We start from the raw sequence: 14,241 nt of genomic DNA on the forward strand, positions 1-14,241 counted from the left end.
AGCGTTACACCCTATTCAACAAGAAAATGATCTATTAAAAACAGGGCATTTATCGCTAACATAAAACTGTAGTAAACAATTTATTTTTTGCAAAAAATAAGTAAGATTATTTTTCTACTGTTTGTTTTTGCTTATTTTTATTTATTTTCATTACACTCGCAGAAAAGCTTTTTAGTTCGCCTAACAACTGCTGATGCACTTGGCTCAATTTAGGGCGATTTTGCGCTTTAAAACTTAGCGGCCGACATAAGCTCATGGCTTGATAACCAAGTCGCGCAGTTAATAAACCTCCGCCTAAACCTTGGGCTAAACGTGCTGATAACTTTCCGGTCATTTCAACCGATAATAACTGGGTGCCTAAATCTGTTACCACTTCAGTGGTGCCAGCATAAACAATATTTAGTACGATACTTTTTATCAGTTTAATCCGGCTCCAATAGCCTAATTCAATGCCATATACATCTGCAATAACATTAACCATGCGCTGATTACGCCATAAAATAATCGCCATATCTAATACTGCTAAAGGACTCGCCGCTAACAGTAGTGCCGACTCCGCCGCAAAGCGACTTACAATTTTTTTGGCTTTTTCATCGCGTTCAGACAAAACTAATTCATCAAATAGCATCACCATTTCAGCGTCATTATGTTCAACGCTATTAATGGCTAAGTATTGCTTTTTACCTTCGGTATCTGGGTATTTTTGCAATAAGGGGCTGATGAACTTACTGGCTTCACCGCGCTGCATACTTAACGCTAAACGCTCGCCTGTGGCTTGGGTATCGGCCACATGTTTAAGCTTTATCAGTTTTTTCCACTCTGACAGGGTTATTGCCCCAGCCCACGCCATGATGATCCCCGCCACTGTCACGTAAAAACCAAATAGCCACGGGCTTTGCAGGTAGGCAGTTTGCAGCCCTTGTATGGTTTGAACGATAACCACCAGTATCAAAGCTAACAATGATAACTTGGCAAGCATTGAGATTTTTTTAGGCTTAGCGCCGAGCTTATCGATGGACTCGAGTTCATCGATGGTTTCAGGGAGTTTTGCTAAATTAGTTTCACAAATAAACTCGACATCGGTAAATGATTGTGACCCTTTAACGTCTTGATCCTTACCCGAATCAAGCGTTTCAGTATCAAACACTTGCTGCTGCTTAAGTTGAGCGTCTTCAAACTCTGTTCTCTTGCTATTATTGTTACTCATATTATTGCAACTTATCCCCCAGCAAAAACTGTAAAAGATGATCTAAGCGAATATGCTCAAAACGAGGGTCGGACATCGATGATTGTGGTAATCGAGGCGGGTTAAAAGACACGAAATTAAAGCCTTGCTTGTCCCAAAAGCTATCTTGGGGTAACCGCTGAGGCACTTCGCCTGGAAATATGGTGAGCATTTGCTGATTTTTATCTATGCCTCTGACCACTTCTTGCTCGCCACTGGTTGTTGATACCATGCCATGCTGTGTGGCTTTGATGGCGCTAATGGCCATCGTTTCGACTTCGCAGCCTTCATAGTTAGCAAAGTGCTGACTGTGTTTTAGCATATCGGTCAATAAACTTAATACATGGCTCTGCTGATCACGAGTAACCCTGTCAACCTTACTGGCGGCAAACAGTAACTTATCAATTTTAGGTGAGAACAAACGCCTTAATAAACTCGATTGTCCAAAATGAAAGCTTTCGACAATACTATTGAGTGCATTACCCATATCCTCAAATTGTGCTTTACCGCTGTTTAGGCCATTAAAGCAATCCACCAGCACCAATTGACGATCAAAACTAGCAAAATAATCCCGATAAAACGGCTTAACCACCACTGAAACATACTCTTCATAGCGACGCTTTAGCACTTGGTAATAGCTAGAGTCAGCAGCGTTTTCTAAATTGGCTAATTCATCATTACTGAGATTTATGAGTGGGAAAAAGGCCAATAAAGGGGTATCGGCAAACTCTCCAGGTAATAGCATTCGACCAGGCTGTGCAAGATAAAAGCCTTGGTTGTTAACCAAGTCGACCAGTAATGTTTGGTACAAGTCTGCAATCTGCTTTAACTTATGCTCATCAGCAGTTTCTGATAAATTGATGTTAGCTAATACACTAACAAACTGCGGATAATAGCTTGAGGCAGCTAATCGGTGCTTAACGTCAATTTGTGACTCACACCACTGGATGAAGTTTTGCTTCATCATTGGTAAATCCAATAACCACTCACCTGGGTAATCAACAATATCCACATACAAGGTGGCAGTATCAGCAAGTTTTGCCAATATGCCCTTTTGAGGACGATATTTAATCGCTAGCCTTAACTCAGAGATATTACGGGTTGATGCAGGCCAAGTTGCAGGCGACTGGGTTAATGATGTCATCGCTCCTTTATAGTCAAAACTGGCAATGGCTAAATCAGGTTGCATGGCGCGTTTAATGCCTATCAAACGATTTTCACGGCACACTTGCCACAAAGGCAATGGGTTTTGAGTTTGGCTTTTTTCTGATTGCAGCCCCGCATGGAGCATTTGATTAACCAGCCCTGTTATAAAGGCGGTTTTACCCGCCCCTGATAAACCGGTCACGGCTAAACGAACATGCCGATCGGTTGAGCGATGAACTAATTGATGAGTTTTTTGGGAAATTTTATTAATTGAACGATCAATAAAGCTCATAGTTAATCTCAAATTAAGGAATAAGCAAAATAGGGATGAAAAATATTTTCAAGTACTGATAATCAAGTCTTTGCTAAAAAAACACAAGGGCGGTAAACCGCCCATTGGAATTATATGAAGATAGTCGTCTGAATCGAGTTAAAGATTATTAATTTCTCTTTTCAAATCAAAATTATCGGAAGTGACATGGCGCTCAAGTCGTTGCAGTCTAATTTCAAGTGCATAAAACTGACTATTTACATCATGTAAGGCACGTTTTGCCGGCTCTCCTGCCTGCCAAACCTTTTTCTTCACTTCAATATCTTTGTGGCCTTTGGCATGTGTTGTATCTTCAGGCTTAATATCTAATATCATCCATAAGGCGACATAGATAATAAACACAGGCCCAGAACCACCCAATAAAAATATTGAGACTACGACCACTCTGACTAACCAGGTTTCAAGATTAAAAAAGTCTGCAATCCCTGCACATACCCCAGAAATTTTGCCTGATGATGGGATACGGTATAATGTGCGACCGTTAGCTGTGCTCATCTTTCCCCCTCCACTCTGGCGCTTCCGTATCTAAAATAGCTTCCAATGTTTCAATACGTCGGCCCATTTTTTCAGCTTGGGCAATTAATTCATTCAATTGTGTAAACTCTTCTTCAGTGAGCCCCTGACTCACTTGTCGCTTACTGCGATAATGAAGAATCAACCAAATAGGTGCCACAATAACTAAAAATATAATGATTGGGGCAATAAGAAGATCCATATCCATAACTCACCTCTGAAAAAGTTTACTTGTCTGATTTAGTTTTTGATTTAGGTTGCGATTTAGCTTTCACTTTCGCTTTTAATGCTTCAAGTTCGTCATTGACTGAATCTTCAGCTTCAAGTGCCGCAAACTCATCAGCAAGGCTACCCTTTTTACCAATATCATAAGCTTCAACTTGTGACTCTAAACCTTCAACGCGACGCTCATATTGCTCAAACTTCACCATCGCATCATCAATTTTACTTGAATCAAGCTGCTTTTTAACTTCTAAACGTGAAGTGGCAGTTTGCTTGCGCATAATAATGGTTTTTTGGCGTGCTCTGGCATCATTCAGTTTTTCTTGTAACTGTTCAACTTCATGTTTAAGACGAGCAATGTGCTCTTCTACTACTTGAAGTTCCATCTCAAGGGTTTCTAATAATGAAACCGTTTTTTGTTTTTCAATTAGCGCAGCTTTTGCTAAGTCTTCTCTATCTTTCGATAAAGCTAATTCAGCTTTAGCTTGCCAATCAATCACTTGCTCTTGAACTCGGCTAATGCGTCTTAGTAATTCTTTCTTTTCTGCTAATACTTTTGCAGAAGTAGAGCGTACTTCAACTAACGTGTCTTCCATTTCCTGAATGATCAGGCGTACCATTTTTTCTGGATCTTCAGCTTTATCAAGTAAAGCACTGATGTTCGAATTAATGATATCTGCAAAGCGTGAGAAGATTCCCATAATGTGTCCCTCAAAAATATTGTTAATGTCGAAGTTTACTATTCACGAGTTGTGCCAACTTTTAAAAAACCAGACAATTCAACATCATAACCAAAATATTAACTTTTTCTTTCTTTTAATGCCGCAGCCCACTATTATGATTTTCACCACTTGTTAGCGTAATAGACTAAAAATTACAGTGACTAAACAATTTGAGCAAGACAATCTTATCGGACAATCTAATGCTTTGTTAGAGGTATTAGAACATGTTTCTAAAGTTGCCCCACTTTCTAAGCCGGTATTAATTATTGGTGAACGCGGCACAGGTAAAGAATTAATCGCCGAGCGGTTACACTATTTATCAGGCCGTTGGGATAAAGAGTTTATTAAATTAAACTGCTCTTCATTAAGTGAATCATTACTTGAAAGCGAACTGTTTGGCCACGAGTCTGGTGCGTTTACGGGCGCGAAAGGCAAACATGAAGGTCGCTTCGAACGCGCCGATGAAGGCACCTTATTTTTAGATGAGCTGGCCAATACCTCAGGATTAATTCAAGAGAAACTGTTACGTGTCATCGAATACGGTGAATTCGAACGAGTGGGTGGCAGTAAAACAGTTAATACCAATGTAAGGTTAATTTGTGCTGCCAATGAGGACTTACCTTCATTAGCTGAAAATGGTGAATTTAGGGCTGATTTACTGGATAGGTTAGCCTTTGATGTTATCACCCTACCGCCCCTTCGTAGCCGCACAGAAGACATTATGCCTTTAGCAGAGCATTTTGCCGTGAGCATGGCAAGGCAACTGAATTTAGATTATTTTGGCGGTTTTAGTCCAGTAGCTATAGAGCAACTCATGTCATATCGCTGGCCAGGTAATATCCGCGAACTTAAAAACGTGGTCGAACGCAGCGTCTATCGTCGAGGATCTGAAGGTGAAGAAATAGACCACATTATTGTCGATCCTTTTGCCTCTCCTTATCGACCAACATCAAGAATCAAAACTCGTGAAAGGCAGCAAACAGAGCATCAAGCTCCCGATACTTCAGTCGCGGTTCCAGTAACCGATGACTCCACTGAAAATGAAGCATCATCAGTTAGCACCAGTGCAACAGACAGAGATATTCGCTTCCCATTAGACTTTAAAGAGCATACTGAAAACTATGAGATTAACCTGCTAAAAAGTGCCTTAGCCCAAAGCCAATATAATCAAAAGAAAACCGCTGAAATATTAGGTTTAAGCTACCACCAACTGCGGGGCATTTTGAAAAAGTATAATTTACTTGAAAAGTCTTAATAGGATATTTGCTCCTAAGTTATTAACACTGCTAAAATACTTATTCAGTACCTAAATAATATGATGAAAAAATGCGTGAGACATTAAAACGCTTTAAACCTGCTGCATTACTCTGCTTGCTAAGTTTTTTAGTAACAGGTTGTGGTGAACTCAATGTCCCATCAGGTATTGTGTATTGCTCTGAGGGCAATCCTGAAACCTTTAATCCGCAATTGGTCACTTCTGGTACCACTATTGATGCCAGTTCTAATCAGTTATACAACCGCCTAATTGACTATAACAATGACTCATCTGATTTTATGGCTGCGCTGGCAACCCAGTGGCGCATATCCGATGATGGCTTACGTTATCACTTTGTGTTGCGTAAAGGCGTACAGTTCCAGCACAATAATTTGTTCAAACCTTCAAGAAATTTTAATGCCGATGATGTACTATTCTCATTTAATCGCATCATTAATCCCGCGCATCCTTTTCACTCAGTGAGCAGAACTGGCTATCCATTTTTCCAAAGTATTGATTTTTCCAACTTAGTGAGTCGAGTCGAAAAAGTAAACGATTATGAAGTGGTATTCCACTTAACCCAACCTGATGCATCATTTTTAGCTAATTTGGCCACTGATTTTGCCGTTATTCTTTCTGCCGAATATGGCGAGCAACAATGGCAGGCAGGTACCCCTGAAAATATCGATTACTTCGCCATCGGCACAGGGCCTTTTTACCTCGCAGATTATGTCAAAAATGATTTTATTCGCTATAAACGCAATACCGCATATTGGGGTAAAGCGGCTAAAATTGACCTGTTAGTTTTTGATATCACACCTAAAAGTGAGTCTAGACTGGCTAAAATCATCACTAAAGATTGCCATGTGTCTGCCCTGCCAAAGGCAAATGAACTTGCAGTAATTAAACAGCATAAACACTTAAAAATTAACACTAAACCGGGGTTAAACGTCGGTTTTTGGGCATTTAACACTCAAAAGCCTCCTCTAGACGATGTGCGAGTTCGACTTGCCCTTGCCCATGCCATTGATAAGAAAAATATCCTTAATGTGGTTTACCATGACACCGCTGTAGAAGCGACCGGAATGCTGCCGCCAGGATCATGGGCTTATTCAGACTCATCCGACCCTAATGATTTTGATCCTGAGAAAGCTAAAAGGCTGTTAGAAGAATCAGGGGTTAATAACTTAACCTTTGATATTTGGGCGATGCCAGTGGTGCGAATTTATAATCCAAACGCCCTCAAGACCGCAGAGCTGATTCAGGCCGACTTAGCCAACATTGGGGTTAAAGTGAATATTGTCAGTTATGACTGGAGCGTGTTTACGCAAAAATTAATTAGCCAAGATTATGATTCAGTATTAATTGGTTGGAATGCTGACAATACCGATCCTGATAATTTCTTTACCCCACTACTCAGTTGCTCAGCCCTAGAATCAAATAATAACCGTTCTAAATGGTGTTCAGCTGAATTGGACGCAATACTTGCACAAGCTAAAGCTACGCCAATAAAAACCACAAGAAAGGCGCTATATCAGCAAGCTGAACAGCTCATTCATCAGCAAGTTCCCTTGGTTAATATTGCCCATGGACAAAAATTGATCCTAAAAAACATTTCAGTATCAACTAAAGATGTTAACCCCTATGGTGGAATGGCTTTCTCTAATATCGAACTAAAAACTGCGGAGAAAAAACCTTAATGTGGCGTTATTTTCTAAGACGAATTAATTTATTTTTTGCCACTTCATTGGTTATGATTGCGGTACTGTTTTTTGCCACCGGTATGTTTCCAGTTGAAAAAAGCTACGCCTTAACTGGGTTACAGTTCCCTAGCAGTGAGCAACAAGCACAAACCGTTGCAGACTTTAAGCTTGATAGTAACCAGCTTAGTCAATTTATCGCTTATTTAACCGAGCGATTATCAGGCAATTTAGGGATTTCGGTTAACTCACAACAAAGTGTCGCCACAGAGCTCAGTAACGTGTTACCCGCCTCTTTTGAATTGTCATTATTTGCTGGGACGATAGCAATATTTTTTGGAGTGCCACTTGGCGTATTGTCCTCATTAAGTGAAAGCAAGTCAGTCCAGCGCAGTATTTTAGCCCTAACCTTAACCGGTTACTCTATACCTGTATTCTGGCTCGGATTAACCTTGTCATTATGGTTTGGGGTAAAGCTAGAGTGGTTGCCGATCTCTGGACAAATCAATTTATTATATGAAATTGAACCCGTCACAGGTTTTATGCTGATCGATACTTTGCTATCACATGAAGCCTATCGGATCTCAGCATTTAAAGATGCCTTATTACACATCATTTTACCTGCGGTAACCTTAGCGGTATTACCTTTTACTGTCGTTATACGTATCACACGTCAAGCAATGATGACGGTTATGACCCAAACCTATATTCGCGCTGCTGAAGCCCGTGGCCTTAATACCTATAGTATTTTAATGAAACACGCCTTACCTAACGCGCTTATCCCAGTTCTTAAAGCCTTTGGCTTAATGCTTGGCTCGTTTGCCAGTTACGGCATTATTGTCGAGGTAATTTTTGCATGGCCAGGGGTGGGATCATGGCTTATTGCAGGAATATATCAGCGAGATTACACCGTGATTCAAGCAGGGATCCTTTCAGTCTCTTTGCTGATTATCTTTTTAAGCATTATGATTGATTTAGTGCATACCACTATTAACCCTATTAATAGGAAAGAACTGTATGCCAGCAATTAAAATATATCAGGATGAACACATAGCTTCACCTATGATGCAATTGTGGAAAGCATTTGCTAGTAACCCATTTGCTGTCGCAGGCCTTTGGGCGGTAATATTTTTATTACTACTGGTTGTATTGGGGCCGCTACTCGCTCCTTACCCACCAGAAATGCAAAATCCTGATGCCATATTATTACCGCCATCATGGGACGCCCTTGGACATGTTTCGCATTTTTTAGGTACCGATGATTTAGGCCGAGACTTATTCAGCCGCTTATTGCATGGGGTTAGATTAACGTTCGGCATGTCATTAATTGTGGTGCTTTGCGCCTTAATCGTCGGCTTTATTATTGGCTCCCTTTCAGGAATGATGCGTGGGTTAAAATCAAGTATTTTAGGTCATTTGCTCGATGCCTTATTATCAATTCCGTCATTATTGCTCGCCATTTTGGTTGTCGCAGTGACCGGTCCGGGGTTAATAAATGTATTTTGGGCAGTAGGCTTAGCCTTAACGCCGCAATTTGTGCGGGCAATTCACCAAGCAGTACATGAAGAGCTACAAAAAGAATACGTTATTGCCGCTAAACTTGATGGCGCCAGTCAAATACAAATCTTTTGGTATGTCATCATGCCAAACGTCTGGGAAGTGGTTATTATTCAAACGACCATTGCCATATCGGTGGCGATATTAGACATTGCCGCCTTAGGCTTTCTCAATCTTGGAGCACAAGCCCCTAGCTCAGAGTGGGGAGCGATGATTTTTCAAGGGTTAAACAGCCAATTAATTGCGCCTTGGTCGATTACCATTCCAGGTTTGGCGATCCTATTTACTGTGTTATCCATTAATTTGGTGGGTGACGGATTACGCTCGGCGCTCGCGCCGATAAGAAACTAGCCCATGCCATTACTTGATGTCAGAAATCTCACTATCGAACTCGATACCCCACAAGGCACAGTGAAGGTACTTGAGAAAGTCAGTTTAACCATTAATCCGGGTGAAATTCATGGCTTAGTTGGTGAATCAGGTTCTGGGCGTAGCTTATTAGCCAAAGCGGTACTAGGCGTTTTAGGCCCAAACTGGCGCATCATTGCCGATCGCATGATGTGGGATGGCAAAAATTTATTGGAAATGACTAAAAAGCAACGTCGCAGCTTAATGGGCAGTGATATGACCATGATTTTCCAAGACCCTTCTGGCAGTTTAGACCCGGTAAAAACTATCGGCAGTCAGTTAATTGAATCGCTCACGCCAAACAAAGCCGTGCCTTTTTGGCGCAGAGCAAAAGACACTCATTTAACCGCGCAAAAATGGCTTCATAAAGTTGGAATTAAAAAGCCCAAAGCCATTATGAAGCGTTACCCTTGGGAACTTTCTGAAGGTGCCTGCCAAAAGGTAATGATTGCTATGGCAGTAGCTAACCACCCTAAGTTATTAATCGCCGACGAACCAACGAATGCGATGGAATTAAGTACTCAAGCGCAAATATTTCGTTTGTTAGCTCAATTAAACCAACTTCAAAATGTCTCTATACTGCTAGTCAGCCATGAACTAGAAACTTTAGCAAAATGGTGCGATCGCATCAGTATTTTATACAGCGGACAAATCATGGAGTCGGGGCCCGTTAACGAATTAATCAAACAACCCTATCACCCCTATACCAAAGCATTATTCAAAAATCTGCCAGACTTTGCAGGCCAAATACGCCACAAAGCCTATTTACCAACATTGCAAGGTTCCTCGCCGTCATTGCAGCATTTGCCTGCAGGGTGCAGGCTGGGTCCTCGCTGCCCTGACGCCCAAAGAGCATGTGTTATCCAACCCAGTTTGGCCCACGAAAAAGATCGCTATTTTGCCTGCCATTTCCCGTATAACAGTGAGATAGAAGATGACAACTCCATTACTTAAAGTAAACCAGCTAAGCAAACGCTATTTTACGGGTTATAAAAGGTTCAAAGCGCAATATAATCAAGCCCTGTCACCACTATCATTTGAACTTGAGCGTGGACAAACCTTGGCTATTGTCGGTGAAGTAAGCTCAGGTAAAAGTACCTTAGCGCGAATACTGGTTGGCGCAGAGCCTCGCAGCGGTGGAGAAATATTGTTTGAAGGGGAAGCATTGGAGGCGCGAAATCTCAAACAGCGCAGCCGCTTAATTAGAATGATTTTTCAAGACCCTAACACCTCATTAAACCCGAGGTTAACCATTGGTAGCCTACTAGAAGAACCATTACGATTTAACACCACATTGAATTCAGCGGAACGAAAAGTGCGGGTGGCAGATAGACTCAGAAAAGTGGGCTTACTACCTGAACATGCCAATTTCTATCCTCATATGGTCTCTGAAGGTCAAAAACAACGTGTAGCCGTTGCTAGAGCTTTAATGTTAAACCCTAAAATCATTATCGCTGATGAAGCACTTGCCTCATTAGATTTATCAGTGCGTTCTCAAATACTTAATCTGCTGATAAAATTACAAAAAGAAATGGGGCTATCGTATATTTTTGTGACCCACAATTTGAACATTGTACGTCATTTTAGTGACAAGGTACTGGTGCTCAAAAATGGTAGCGTAGTTGAACTAGCGAGCACAGAAGAATTATTCAATCACCCACAACAAGAATACTCTCGCCGCTTAATATCGCAGCAAACACAACTCACAGCCAAACGCTAAACTGCTCCAACCACTGAGTAATTTAGCCAAAAAACATAAAAACTAGTGCCAATTCGTCGCCTAACTATTTATCCTAGTGCGATTGTTAAAGGAAGAAACCAAATTATGATTATTAAACCTAAAACACGTGGCTTTATTTGTACAACCACTCATCCTATCGGTTGTGAAGCTAACGTCAAAGAACAAATCGAATTAACCAAAGCAAAAGGCAAAATTGCCAATGGCCCTAAAAAAGTCTTAGTGGTTGGCTCTTCAAGTGGCTACGGCTTATCTTCTCGTATTGCATCTGCATTTGGTAGTGATGCAGCCACCATTGGTGTTTTCTTTGAAAAACCAAGCACTGAAACCAAACCAGGTACGGCCGGTTGGTACAACTCTGCCTACTTTGACAAATTCGCTAAAGCTGAAGGTCTATATTCAAAAAGCATTAACTGTGATGCTTTTAGCCATGAAGCTAAACAAAAAGTCATTGAGCTTATCAAACAAGACCTAGGTCAAATTGATATGGTGGTTTACTCTTTAGCATCTCCAGTGCGTAAATTGCCTGATACCGGTGAAGTGATCCGCTCAAGCCTTAAGCCTATCGGTGAAACTTATACCGCAACTGCGGTAGACACCAACAAAAACACCATCATCGAAACCTCGGTAGAGCCAGCAACAGAGCAAGAAATTGCTGATACCGTGACAGTGATGGGCGGTCAAGATTGGGAATTATGGATGAGCGCCTTAAGTGATGCGGGTGTATTAGCGGATAATTGTAAAACCGTGGCCTACAGCTATATTGGCACCGAGATCACTTGGCCTATCTACTGGCATGGCGCATTAGGTAAAGCCAAAATGGATTTAGACCGTGCGGCTCATAGCCTTAATGAAAAGTTAGCCAAAACAGGCGGCTCTGCCAATGTGGCTGTGCTTAAGAGTGTTGTCACTCAAGCAAGCTCTGCTATCCCGGTAATGCCTTTATACATCGCGATGGTATTTAAGAAAATGCGTGAAGAAGGCGTTCATGAAGGCTGTATGGACCAAATTTACCGTATGTTCAGCGAGCGTTTATATCGCGCTGATGGTCAAGCGGCACCAACAGATGATGAAAATCGTCTTCGTTTAGATGATTGGGAGTTACGCGAAGAAATTCAAAAACATTGCCGTGACTTATGGCCGGATGTCACCACTGAAAACCTTGCTGAACTGACTGATTACAATGAATACAAAGAAGAGTTTTTAAAACTGTTTGGTTTTGGTATTGCTGGCATCGACTATGAAGCTGACGTTAATCCAAACGTGACTTTTGATGTTATCAGCCTTTAATCCCCTAAGGTAATAAGAAAAGCCAAGTTATTATAACTTGGCTTTTTTATATCTGGTTAACTGCACAGTGACTCTTTATTTTATTAATGCGGCTTTATTAATAAAAAAAGGCCAAGTTGATGAGACTTGGCCTTTATAAGGGAATGATGAAATTTAACTAAGAGTTATTTAGTTTTTAGCGCATGCTTAGCGGCGTTTTCACCAGCTTTACGACCAAATACTACCGTATCAGCGATTGCGTTACCGCCTAGACGGTTATAACCATGAACACCACCAGTGACCTCACCAGCCGCAAACAAACCAGGCATTTTCCAGCTTTGTAGGTTCAAGATATTCGTATCGGTATCAATTGCGATCCCGCCCATAGTATGGTGAATACCAGGTGCTACTTTTACAGCGTAGTATGGCGGCGTGCTTAAGCTTAATGGCATATTGGCGCGGCCGAATGCATCATCTTTACCTGCTGCTTTATACTTGTTGTAATCCGCTGCAGTTTTCGGTAAATCAGCCATTCCGGTGATTTTTGCCAGTTCTTCAATGGTGTTGGCTTTACTTAACATACCTAAATGTTCGTAACCACGTACCATTTTCTTTTTCTCAACCAATTGCTCATCGAACACTAACCAAGCATATTGATCTTTTTGCTTTAAGATTGCATCTGATGCACGGTCACGAGTCGTTAGTTCATTAATGAAACGGTTGCCATCAGTATTGACCATAATTGCACCAACACCGCGAACGGTTTCAGAAATCAAAATACGGCTATCTTTACCTACTGTAGGATGCGCTTGAACCCAATCAATATCAGTCATTGAAGCGCCAATTTCTTTAGCAAGTAGCACACCATCACCAGTGGCTGTAACGTTATTTGAACTAGACATGTCTTTCATTGTTGGGCGGTAGTAAGCAACCATTTGCTTATTCATACCATAACCACCTGTCGCTAATACAATAGAATCAGCAGCGACCATGTTGTAGCCTGAATGACGGCCGTGAACCACCACGCCAGCAACTGATTGATCATCATTTAAGACGATTTTTTCAACTCTTGAGTTAACGCGAACTGGAATATCACGTTCTACTGCGGCTTTACGCAAGGTATCAATTAAGTGTGGACCAATTGACGCGCCACCAGAAGGTGCGTGAGTACGCTCTGCTCTTGCGCCGCCTGAACGTTTAAGCTCTGACATATCAGCACCTAAAGACTCAAGCCATGCTACAGCGCCAGCAGACTCTTCAGCCATAGTTTGCACAAGTTTAGGGTCATTTTGATAACGACCGCCTTTCATGGCATCTTCAGCATACCAATCAACAGTGTCTTCAATGCCTTTGGCTTTTTGTTGTGGTGTGCCGACAGCATTAATACCGCCTGCAGCAAGCATTGAGTTACCACCGGTATAAGGGGCTTTTTCAAATAAAACAACGTTGGCACCTGCCAATTTAGCTGAAATCGCTGCATTGAAACCGGCACTACCGCCACCAACAACAATCACATCAACGGTTTCTACAGGGCCTTTATCAATCGCTTGTTGGATTTTGTCTTGATTCCAATCACCATCCCACTTCTTCTTCGCTTTTGAATCAGCAAATGGCATTTCCATTTCAAAGTTATGACAGTTATTACAAGTCAACTCAGGTTTAGCATGGGCGGTATGACAAGAAGTACAGTTGATATCACCTAAATGAGATGCATGAGGGTCAAACGCAAGTTCATCGTTAACTAAATCAGCATAACCACCATGACAGTCCTGACACTGGGCGTTCTCATGAGTTTGGCTATCAGTCATGCTTTTCTTGATGTCTTTCATTTTTTCTGCAACGTGACAGCTTTGACAGTCACCCATTTCAGTATGGAAAGACGCTAAGTCATTTTTTGCCATTACGCTGCCAGAAGTAAGCATCATCACTGCCACTGCCGAAGCTAAATATTTAAGTTTCATTGGTTCATACCTCTAATTATCATTTTCACAACTTGTTTTGTTGGACGAAGAGTACCCATAAAGAGATTGTAAAACTTAGACATGAGTCAACATTGTCACTTGGTTCAGTTTTAATGAAACCAAATTAAAATTAACTTAAACCGCTACAAAATAACAACATCTGTGACCCAGTTAGAATTTATCTCTGTGATTCA

The 14,241-nt window shown here is 41.3% G+C and carries 13 protein-coding genes; 7 read left to right on the forward strand and 6 right to left on the reverse strand.

Annotation, left to right across the window (positions count from 1 at the left end; genetic code table 11):
* Positions 1–106 precede the first annotated feature (106 nt).
* From AB4160_RS00910 to pspA, 5 genes are all read right to left on the reverse strand, one after another.
* The gene (locus tag AB4160_RS00910; protein WP_303501674.1) at positions 107–1,207 is read right to left on the reverse strand and encodes a TIGR01620 family protein; all 1,101 of its coding nucleotides are present in this window, start codon (positions 1,205–1,207) and stop codon (positions 107–109) included.
* Between the two features lies 1 nt (position 1,208).
* Positions 1,209–2,663: a YcjX family protein gene (locus AB4160_RS00915; protein WP_102440533.1), complete on the reverse strand. Its 1,455-nt coding sequence runs from the start codon at positions 2,661–2,663 to the stop codon at positions 1,209–1,211.
* 138 nt (positions 2,664–2,801) lie between these two features.
* On the reverse strand, positions 2,802–3,197 hold the full coding sequence (gene pspC, locus AB4160_RS00920) for an envelope stress response membrane protein PspC (protein WP_076536947.1): 396 nt from the start codon (positions 3,195–3,197) through the stop codon (positions 2,802–2,804).
* Positions 3,184–3,423: an envelope stress response membrane protein PspB gene (pspB, locus tag AB4160_RS00925; protein WP_102440532.1), complete on the reverse strand. Its 240-nt coding sequence runs from the start codon at positions 3,421–3,423 to the stop codon at positions 3,184–3,186. Before pspB ends, pspC begins: the two co-directional genes overlap by 14 nt.
* Before the next feature lie 19 nt (positions 3,424–3,442).
* Positions 3,443–4,138: a phage shock protein PspA gene (gene pspA, locus AB4160_RS00930; RefSeq protein WP_076536951.1), complete on the reverse strand. Its 696-nt coding sequence runs from the start codon at positions 4,136–4,138 to the stop codon at positions 3,443–3,445.
* A 178-nt stretch (positions 4,139–4,316) separates the two neighbouring features.
* On the opposite strand from pspA, the gene pspF reads away from it, so the two are divergent.
* The 7 genes from pspF to fabV all read left to right on the forward strand — a co-directional run bounded on the left by pspF (position 4,317) and on the right by fabV (position 12,107).
* Entirely contained in the window at positions 4,317–5,414 is a 1,098-nt protein-coding gene (gene pspF, locus AB4160_RS00935) for a phage shock protein operon transcriptional activator (RefSeq protein WP_102440531.1), read from the forward strand.
* 71 nt (positions 5,415–5,485) lie between these two features.
* Positions 5,486–7,114 (forward strand): ABC transporter substrate-binding protein, encoded by a 1,629-nt coding sequence (locus AB4160_RS00940; protein WP_372003255.1) that lies wholly within the window; start codon positions 5,486–5,488, stop codon positions 7,112–7,114.
* On the forward strand, positions 7,114–8,145 hold the full coding sequence (locus AB4160_RS00945) for an ABC transporter permease subunit (protein WP_372003257.1): 1,032 nt from the start codon (positions 7,114–7,116) through the stop codon (positions 8,143–8,145). Before AB4160_RS00940 ends, AB4160_RS00945 begins: the two co-directional genes overlap by 1 nt.
* On the forward strand, positions 8,132–9,022 hold the full coding sequence (locus AB4160_RS00950) for an ABC transporter permease subunit (protein WP_102440528.1): 891 nt from the start codon (positions 8,132–8,134) through the stop codon (positions 9,020–9,022). Before AB4160_RS00945 ends, AB4160_RS00950 begins: the two co-directional genes overlap by 14 nt.
* A 3-nt stretch (positions 9,023–9,025) precedes the next feature.
* Complete coding sequence (locus AB4160_RS00955; RefSeq protein WP_102440527.1) at positions 9,026–10,033, forward strand: oligopeptide/dipeptide ABC transporter ATP-binding protein; 1,008 nt, start codon at positions 9,026–9,028, stop codon at positions 10,031–10,033.
* Positions 10,014–10,799, forward strand: coding sequence for an ATP-binding cassette domain-containing protein (locus AB4160_RS00960; protein ID WP_076536964.1), 786 nt, complete (start codon positions 10,014–10,016; stop codon positions 10,797–10,799). The genes AB4160_RS00955 and AB4160_RS00960 overlap by 20 nt, the downstream gene beginning before the upstream one ends.
* A 105-nt stretch (positions 10,800–10,904) precedes the next feature.
* Positions 10,905–12,107, forward strand: coding sequence for an enoyl-ACP reductase FabV (gene fabV / locus AB4160_RS00965; protein WP_102440525.1), 1,203 nt, complete (start codon positions 10,905–10,907; stop codon positions 12,105–12,107).
* A 164-nt stretch (positions 12,108–12,271) separates the two neighbouring features.
* Here fabV and AB4160_RS00970 read toward each other — a convergent pair whose 3' ends face one another.
* Complete coding sequence (locus tag AB4160_RS00970) at positions 12,272–14,047, reverse strand: flavocytochrome c (protein ID WP_102440524.1); 1,776 nt, start codon at positions 14,045–14,047, stop codon at positions 12,272–12,274.
* Positions 14,048–14,241: the final 194 nt, after the last annotated feature.

Origin of the sequence: Shewanella sp. 10N.286.51.B8, from assembly GCF_041469325.1 — a bacterium.
GTDB lineage: Bacteria > Pseudomonadota > Gammaproteobacteria > Enterobacterales > Shewanellaceae > Shewanella.